This is a genomic window from Abyssibacter profundi, from assembly GCF_003151135.1.
Taxonomy (GTDB): domain Bacteria; phylum Pseudomonadota; class Gammaproteobacteria; order Nevskiales; family OUC007; genus Abyssibacter; species Abyssibacter profundi.
Genome location: NZ_QEQK01000004.1, coordinates 244,319 through 251,876 on the forward strand (window position 1 = coordinate 244,319; position 7,558 = coordinate 251,876).

General features: G+C 61.5%; 6 protein-coding genes. 5 read left to right on the plus strand and 1 reads right to left on the minus strand.

Annotated features, from left to right (window positions below; genetic code table 11):
* Nucleotides 1–10: 10 nt before the first annotated feature.
* From DEH80_RS05745 to DEH80_RS05765, 5 genes are all read left to right on the plus strand, one after another.
* Nucleotides 11–1,585 carry a BCCT family transporter gene (locus DEH80_RS05745; protein ID WP_109719514.1) on the plus strand — a complete coding sequence of 525 codons (1,575 nt, stop codon included), beginning with the start codon at nt 11–13 and terminating at the stop codon, nt 1,583–1,585.
* A gap of 176 nt (nt 1,586–1,761) precedes the next feature.
* A complete protein-coding gene (locus tag DEH80_RS05750) occupies nt 1,762–2,622 on the plus strand; it encodes a hypothetical protein (RefSeq protein WP_109719515.1) in 861 nt (286 codons plus the stop codon).
* Nucleotides 2,619–3,467 carry an HAD-IIB family hydrolase gene (locus tag DEH80_RS05755; protein WP_165831315.1) on the plus strand — a complete coding sequence of 283 codons (849 nt, stop codon included), beginning with the start codon at nt 2,619–2,621 and terminating at the stop codon, nt 3,465–3,467. Before DEH80_RS05750 ends, DEH80_RS05755 begins: the two co-directional genes overlap by 4 nt.
* Nucleotides 3,464–4,690: a glycosyltransferase family protein gene (locus DEH80_RS05760; RefSeq protein ID WP_109719517.1), complete on the plus strand. Its 1,227-nt coding sequence runs from the start codon at nt 3,464–3,466 to the stop codon at nt 4,688–4,690. The genes DEH80_RS05755 and DEH80_RS05760 overlap by 4 nt, the downstream gene beginning before the upstream one ends.
* Nucleotides 4,674–6,464, plus strand: coding sequence for a sugar phosphorylase (locus tag DEH80_RS05765; RefSeq protein WP_109719518.1), 1,791 nt, complete (start codon nt 4,674–4,676; stop codon nt 6,462–6,464). The genes DEH80_RS05760 and DEH80_RS05765 overlap by 17 nt, the downstream gene beginning before the upstream one ends.
* On the opposite strand, the gene DEH80_RS05770 is transcribed toward DEH80_RS05765, so the two are convergent.
* A complete protein-coding gene (locus tag DEH80_RS05770) occupies nt 6,441–7,346 on the minus strand; it encodes a cation diffusion facilitator family transporter (RefSeq protein ID WP_109719519.1) in 906 nt (301 codons plus the stop codon). The two genes, DEH80_RS05765 and DEH80_RS05770, sit on opposite strands and share 24 nt — an antisense overlap.
* Nucleotides 7,347–7,558: the final 212 nt, after the last annotated feature.

The following is a 7,558-nucleotide window of genomic DNA, read 5'->3' on the forward strand; positions in this document are numbered from 1 at the left end:
AGGATTCGCGATGCCATCTGATACGACCTACGAGACCGACCACGATGTCGGTGAAAACAATGTTCAGTTTCTCGGCCTGGACATGCACAACCCGGTGTTTTTCGTCAGTGCCGTCCTGGTTGTGTTTTTCGTCGTCGGCACGATCATGTTTCCCGATCTTGCTTCGGCTGGCCTGAGCGGCGCCAAGGCATTCGCCATCAACCACTTTGACTGGTTGTTCATGGCCGGTGGCAATGTCTTCGTGCTGTTTTGTCTGGCGCTTATCGTGCTGCCGGTCGGCCGCATTCGCCTCGGCGGGGACAGCGCAAGGCCGGAGTTCTCCACACTCTCCTGGTTCGCGATGCTCTTCGCAGCCGGGATGGGCATTGGCCTGATGTTCTGGAGCGTGGCGGAGCCCCTCGCCTATTACACGGACTGGTACGGCACGCCGCTGGGTGTCGAACCCGAGACCAAGGCCGCCGTGAGCAAGGCGCTGGGTGCCACCATGTTCCACTGGGGGCTGCACCCCTGGGCGATTTACGCGCTGGTCGGGCTATCGCTGGCCTTTTTTGCCTACAACCACAAAATGCCGCTGACCATTCGCTCGGCGTTCTACCCGCTGCTGGGTGAACGGTGCTGGGGTTGGATGGGGCATGTGATCGATACGTTGGCCGTGCTGGCCACGATTTTCGGCCTGGCCACGTCGCTGGGCCTCGGCGCCAAGCAGGCGGCCAGCGGGTTGGCCTTTTTGTTCGATGTCCCGGCAACCCTGAATACCCAGATCGCCATCATCACCGGGGTGACCGCGGTCGCCGTGATCTCAGTGATTCGCGGGCTGGAGGGCGGCGTCAAACTGCTGAGCAACTTCAACATGACACTGGCCGTGCTGTTGCTGCTGTTCGTCATTCTTGTCGGTTCGGGCATCGGCATCGTCGGCGATGTCTTCCAAACCGCCGGAGCCTATGTCGCCAATATCATCCCCTTGTCGAACTGGGTCGGCCGTGAGGACGAGACCTGGTTCCATGGCTGGACCGTGTTCTATTGGGCCTGGTGGGTGTCCTGGTCGCCATTTGTCGGCATGTTCATCGCCCGGGTCTCTCGCGGTCGTACCGTCAGGGAGTTCGTGACGGCCGTGCTGCTCGTACCCACCGCGGTGACGATTCTCTGGATGGCGGCCTTTGGTGGTAACGGGCTGGAGCAGGCCATGTCCGGTCAGGGACAGCTGGCCAATGGGATCGAGTCCGTGTCCCTCACGCTGTTCCAAATGCTGGAGCAACTGCCCTGGACCCTGGTGACATCGTTCCTCGCCATCGTTCTGGTACTGGTGTTCTTTGTGACCTCTTCTGATTCCGGCTCACTGGTCATCGACAGCATCACCGCCGGCGGAAAACTGGATGCCCCGGTGGCCCAGCGGATTTTCTGGGCCGTAATGGAAGGCATGATTGCGGGCGCGTTGCTCTTTGGTGGTGGCAAGCAGGCACTCGATGCCTTGCAGGCCGGCGCCATCTCCACCGGCCTGCCGTTTGTGGTTCTGCTGCTCGTCATGTGTGTCAGTCTGTATATCGGTTTGCATCGCGAGCGTCGTCTCGCCAATAGCAAGCCGTAGCGAGTCCGGCGACCACCACGTCCGGGCGGCGTGGTGGTCGCTTCCCTGCTGGGCCGGGCTGCATCCAGGCAGATCGGGCCTCCGTGTCGTGGGGCTCCCGGCGCTGATATGCGGCTTCGGTGCAGAATGCAGGCAATCGCGCACCGATTTGGCTCGCGCCTTGCAGTGTAAATGCCGTGGAATCAGACATCGCCCAAACTGCACCTAGCTACGTCACGCCGAGTTATGAAGCGGCTGTGGACGAGCTCAGTTCGGCGATTGCACGGTGGCACCAGGCCGGCGCCACGGTGGTTGGCCTCAGCGGCGCACAAGGAACGGGCAAGTCCACGCTGTCATTGCACCTCATTGATGCGCTGGCCGATCGGCATGGTCTGCGTGCGTGCATGCTCAGCCTGGACGACCTTTATCTAACCCAGGCCGCTCGCCTGGGGCTGTCTCGCCGCATCCATCCGTTGTTTGCCACCCGCGGCGTACCGGGCACCCATGACCCATCCATGGGCCTGGCCGTGATTCGGACCCTGCTACAAGCACCGGCCTCGTCCGAGGTGGCCGTGCCCCGCTTTATCAAGGCGATCGACGACCGGGCACCGTTGGCGGAATGGCATCGGGTACAAGGCCCGGTGGATCTCGTATTGTTCGAAGGCTGGTGCCTGGGCATTGGGCCAGCGCCCGAGGATGAATCTTCCCGGCCGATGAATCAGCTGGAGGCGGAGGAAGACGCCGAGGGACGCTGGCGTTGTGCCATTGAAGCAGAACTCGAGAATGCCTATCGCGAACTCAATGAGCGCATCGACCGGCTGCTCTTTCTGCAAATCCCAGACTTCGATCTGGTCGCGCAGTGGCGCGGTGAACAGGAGCTGGCGAATGCACGCGAAGTCGAGGGTGCGCAGCCGATGTCTCAAGATGCGCTGAGTCGCTTCATTCAACACTATGAGCGGCTGACCCGACGCGCGTTGCGCACGCTACCCGACTGTTGCGATGCATTGCTGCAGCTGGGATCGGACCATCGCATCGAGCAAGTCGACATTCGCTCGTGACGCGAGCACGTCCGCCCGCCCTGGTATTCACCGATTTGGACGGCAGTCTGCTGGGCCATCACGATTACGCCGTTGAAGGCGCGATGCCCGGTCTGGATCATTGCAGGCGTCACCGGATTCCGGTGGTGCCCAATACCAGCAAAACGCGGGCGGAGGTCTTGCCGCTTCTGTCGCAGCTGTCGTTACCCTGGGCGGCGATCGTCGAGAACGGAAGCGCCATCGTCCTGCCAGAGGATTCAGCCTGGGCCGAATGCATCCCAGCCAACGAGCGCTGTCTTGGCATGGTCCGGGCGGAGATCCAGACACATCTGGCCGATCTGCGAGCCCAAACCGGGGCGCGTTGTCTGGCGTTCAGTGACATGCGACTCGCGCAGATCGTCGATCTCACCGGCCTGCCGGAAGCTGCTGCCCGGCTGGCGTCCATGCGGGAGTACTCCGAACCGCTGCATTGGCAGGACAGCGAGGCCGCACTGGAAGCATTTGCCCAGGCCGCTCGCGAACGGGGCTTGCAGTGCCTCCGCGGTGGCCGGTTTGTGCATCTGCTGGGCCAGACCGACAAGGGTTTGGCGGCTCGCCGGGTCATGGCCACCCTGGGCTGGTCCGACGTGACCATGATCGCTTTCGGCGATGCCCCGAATGACGCGGCCATGATGGCAGCGGCCGACATCGGTGTCTGGGTCAAGCCCCAGGGCGGCCCTTGCCCGGAAACCCGGGCCCGGCAGTACACGATTCATACCTCGCGTCCCGCACCCGATGGCTGGACCGAAGGCCTTATTGCGGCGCTGGCCGCATCTCACGGAGAAGACAGGGTGCCGCCGCCTGCCGCGGCGCCTGAAGCACTATGAGCGATTTCTTTCAGAACGGTGTCATCACGACGCTGCATCAACTCGGTCAGCGGCCCGTCGCGGATATTGAGTCCGAACTCCAGAACTTTGCCGAGACCCGCCCCCTGTCATTGGTGTTGCCCTGCTTGATTGATGAACTGTCGGGTCCTGCGCTGGAACACATTGTCACCGAACTCGCCGATGTGCCCTATCTAAGCCAGATTGTCATCGGCCTGGATGGCGCCAATGAATCTCAATATCGAGATGCCCGCCAGTTTTTCGCACGATTGCCACAGAGCACGCGGGTCATCTGGAATGATGGTCCGCGGCTGCGTGCCCTGGATCAGCAACTACGCGCCGAATTGCTGGCACCGGAAACACGGGGCAAAGGCTGCAACGTGTGGTATTCGCTGGGTTACATCCTCACCAATGGAGAAACCTATACCGGTGCGGTGGCGCTGCATGACTGCGACATCTTGGGTTATAACCGCAATATGTTGGCCCGCCTGCTGTATCCGGTCGCCAACAACAATTTCAGTTACGAATTCTGCAAGGGTTACTACGCGCGCGTGGGCCAGGAGCGGCTGAATGGGCGTGTCTGCCGACTGTTGCTGACGCCGCTGATCCGCACCCTGCGCAAGATCTTCGGGCCGCTGGAATACCTCGATTATCTGGACAGTTTTCGCTACGCCCTGGCCGGCGAATTCTCGCTACGCACCGGGGTGCTAACCGACCTGCGGATTCCGACCGACTGGGGGCTGGAGATCGGCGTGCTGTCCGAGATGTACCGGAACTACTCGACCAATCGGCTCTGCCAGATCGATATCGCCGAGCAGTACGACCACAAGCACAAGGCGCTGTCAGCCCATGATGACAGCGGCGGCCTGGCCAAGATGTCCATCGACATCATCAAGGCGATCTACCGCAAGCTCGCCACCAATGGCGTCGTCTTCACCACCGAAAGCTTCCGCTCGATCAAGGCCACCTATTACCGGGTGGCACTGGATTTTGTCAGCACCTATGCCGCAGATGCACGTGTCAACGGGCTGCAGTTCGACAATCACCGTGAGGAACAGGCGGTCGAGCTGTTCGCAAAGAACATCGTCAAGGCCGGCGAAATCTTCCTGAAGAATCCGATGGAAACCCCGTTCATCCCCAGCTGGAGTCGCGTACGGTCCGCCATGCCGGACGTGCTGGAGCAGCTGTACGATGCCGTCGAGGCCGACCATGACGACTACCGCTAACCGGCCGCCACAGTGGCGGCTGCGAGACCGCCTACACGATCATCTGCGTCTGCTGTACCCGGACCACAACACCGCTGAACTCATCGAGGCGGCCATTGCAGCCATGCGACTGGACCCGGAAGTGGCCACCCCACCCGGCCGTCGCAACCTATGGGACGAACGCGATGCAGTGGTGATTTCCTACGGGGACAGCATCCGCTCGCCGAACAACCCGCCGCTCGACTGCCTGGCGGACTTCATGGATCGGCACCTGAAGGACATTGTCTCTGCGGTCCATATCTTGCCGTTTTACCCCTGGACCTCGGACGATGGGTTTGCCGTCTCCGATTATGAGCGGGTCCATCCAGACCTTGGAGACTGGGAGGATATCCGCAGAATCAGCCAGCAGTTCCGTGTCATGGGCGACTGCGTCATCAACCATTGCTCGGCGGCTCATCCCTGGTTCACGAACTATCAGGCAGGTCTGAGTCCCGGTACCGGCTACTTTGTCGAAGCCAGTCCCGATGATGATCTCAGAGCCGTGGCGCGTCCGCGGACCAGCCCCCTGCTTCGCCCCGTGAACACCAAGGCAGGCCCGCGCCATGTGTGGTGCACCTTTGGACACGACCAGATCGATCTCAATTTCGCCAACCCGGCACTGATGTTCGAGGTCATCCGCCTCTTTCGTCATTACCTGGATCGCGGTGTTCGTGCCTTCCGGTTGGACGCGGTCGGGTATGTCTGGAAGACCGCAGGGACCAGCTGCCTCAACCTGCCCGAGGCCCACGAAGTCGTCAGGCTGCTGCGAACGTTGGTGGAGCACGCCTGTCCCGACGCATGGATCATCACCGAAACCAACGTCCCAGTTTTTGAAAACCTCGCCTACTTCGGCAACGCCAATGAGGCGCATCTCATTTACAATTTTTCGCTGCCGCCGCTGTTGCTGCATGCGCTTTGTACCGGCAATACCCGGCACCTGCGGGCCTGGATGATGAGCATGCCGCCGGCCCGTGATGGCACCACCTACTTCAACTTCCTAGCGTCTCACGACGGAATCGGCCTGCGTCCGGTGGAAGGCTTGCTGGATGATGCCGAACGAGATGCCATGGTGGCCGCCATGCAGCGCTTCGGCGGTCGAATCTCCTCGCGTACGGTTGCCGGCGGCAAGGAATCCCCTTACGAAATCAACATTGCATTATGGGATGCCTGCAGAGGCACGGTCGCTGGCGAAGATGCGTGGCAGCTGGAGCGGTTTATCTGCGCCCATGCCGTCATGCTGGCGCTGGAAGGGATTCCCGGCCTGTATATCCACAGCCTGCTTGGCACCGGCAATGATCACGCGGCTGTCGAACGCACCGGGCGTAACCGCAGCATCAATCGCGCGACCTGGATGGTTGACGAACTGGACGCCTGCCTGGCCGATCCGGACAGTTCGCATGCGCAGGTGTTCTCGCGTATGTCCAGGCTCTTACACCTGCGTCGACAGCAGCCCGCCTTCCACCCCAACGCAACCCAGTTCACCTTGCAGCTACAGGAGGGCCTGTTCGCATTCTGGCGCCAGAGTCGGGACCGGGAACAATGCGTGTTCTGCATTCACAACCTAACCCCCGAGCCGCAGCAGCTGGCACTGGCCGATCTGAACCTGATGCGCAACGAACCCTGGTATGAGTTGATCAGCGATCAACCACTCGGTGATGTCTGGCACAGCGTCGAAATGGCGCCCTACCAATGTCTGTGGATTACCAACCACCCAGGGGGCGTCGCAACCTCTCTAGCAGGGTCGACAGACGGCTGAAGCCGATCGAAGCTCCGGTTGCAAGGTCGGATGATCGATTCCGAAGCGCCGCTCCAGGCAGGTGGCGATCGCTGTCTGAATTGCTGGCCAGCGAGTGAGATCGTCCACCTCGACATGCGCCGACAATGCCGTGGTCGACGACGACAACGCCCATACATGCACATGGTGAATGCTGTGCACGGCCGGATCGCAAGCCTCCATGGCCTGCGTGATGTCGTCTAAATCCAAACCGTCTGGGACAGCCGCCATGACCACGTTGAGCGCGCTGAGCAATAGCCGGGTGGAGGACACCACGATCAGGGCGCAGACCAGCAGCGACAAGATCGGGTCGATGGGCATCCAGCTCGTCCCCAGGATGACCAAGCCTGCGACCACGGCGGCCAGTGATCCCAGTAAATCGCCCATGACATGCAACATCGCTCCACGCGTGTTGAGCGTTTGCTCCCCCCGATGCAGTAGCCAAGCCACGATGACGTTCACCAGCAAGCCCAGCAGGCCGATTCCGACCACGGTGATGGCGTCCACCGCGACGGGATCGTTCAGCCGCCGCAACGCCGCCACGGCGATCAAACCCACCACGGCGTACATGAACAACACATTGATCAATGCCCCGACCAGCTCGGCCCGTTTCAGCCCATAGCTATAGCGGCGGTTGGGCCCGACCCGGGAAAAACGCGCCGCCAGCGCCCCGATGCCCAGCGCCGAGGCGTCGGTCAGCATGTGCCCGGCATCGCCCATCAGGGCCAGTGAGGACGACCACCAGCCTGCCAATGCCTCAACCAGCGCAAATCCGGCTGTGATCAGCAGTCCGAGCCACAAGACCCGACCGCTGGTGGGCGCCGCAGTCTCGGCGTGTGAATGATCGTGATGAGCGTGCCCCATCTCTGTCTTATGCCGACGCCGCCGGGGAAGTTCAAGTTAGGGAAGCAGTGATCTATTCGCACCACCAAGTTGCTGCCTGCAAACAGGCCAGGCAAGGCGCGAGGAGCGAAGTTTGGTCATTCCAAATGAGCGACGAGCAACGCAGTCTGGCCTGTTTGCAGGCGCAATCCAGACGGAACGGGCCGGTTTTCCCGCGATCCTGCGTTGTCGTT

Excerpts from the sequence above, each read along its gene's own strand:
- DEH80_RS05745 (WP_109719514.1), top strand. The coding sequence starts at position 11 with ATGCCATCTGATACGACCTACGAGACCGACCACGATGTCGGTGAAAAC.
- DEH80_RS05760 (WP_109719517.1), top strand. The coding sequence starts at position 3,464 with ATGAGCGATTTCTTTCAGAACGGTGTCATCACGACGCTGCATCAACTC.
- DEH80_RS05765 (WP_109719518.1), top strand. The coding sequence starts at position 4,674 with ATGACGACTACCGCTAACCGGCCGCCACAGTGGCGGCTGCGAGACCGC.
- DEH80_RS05770 (WP_109719519.1), bottom strand. The coding sequence starts at position 7,346 with ATGGGGCACGCTCATCACGATCATTCACACGCCGAGACTGCGGCGCCC.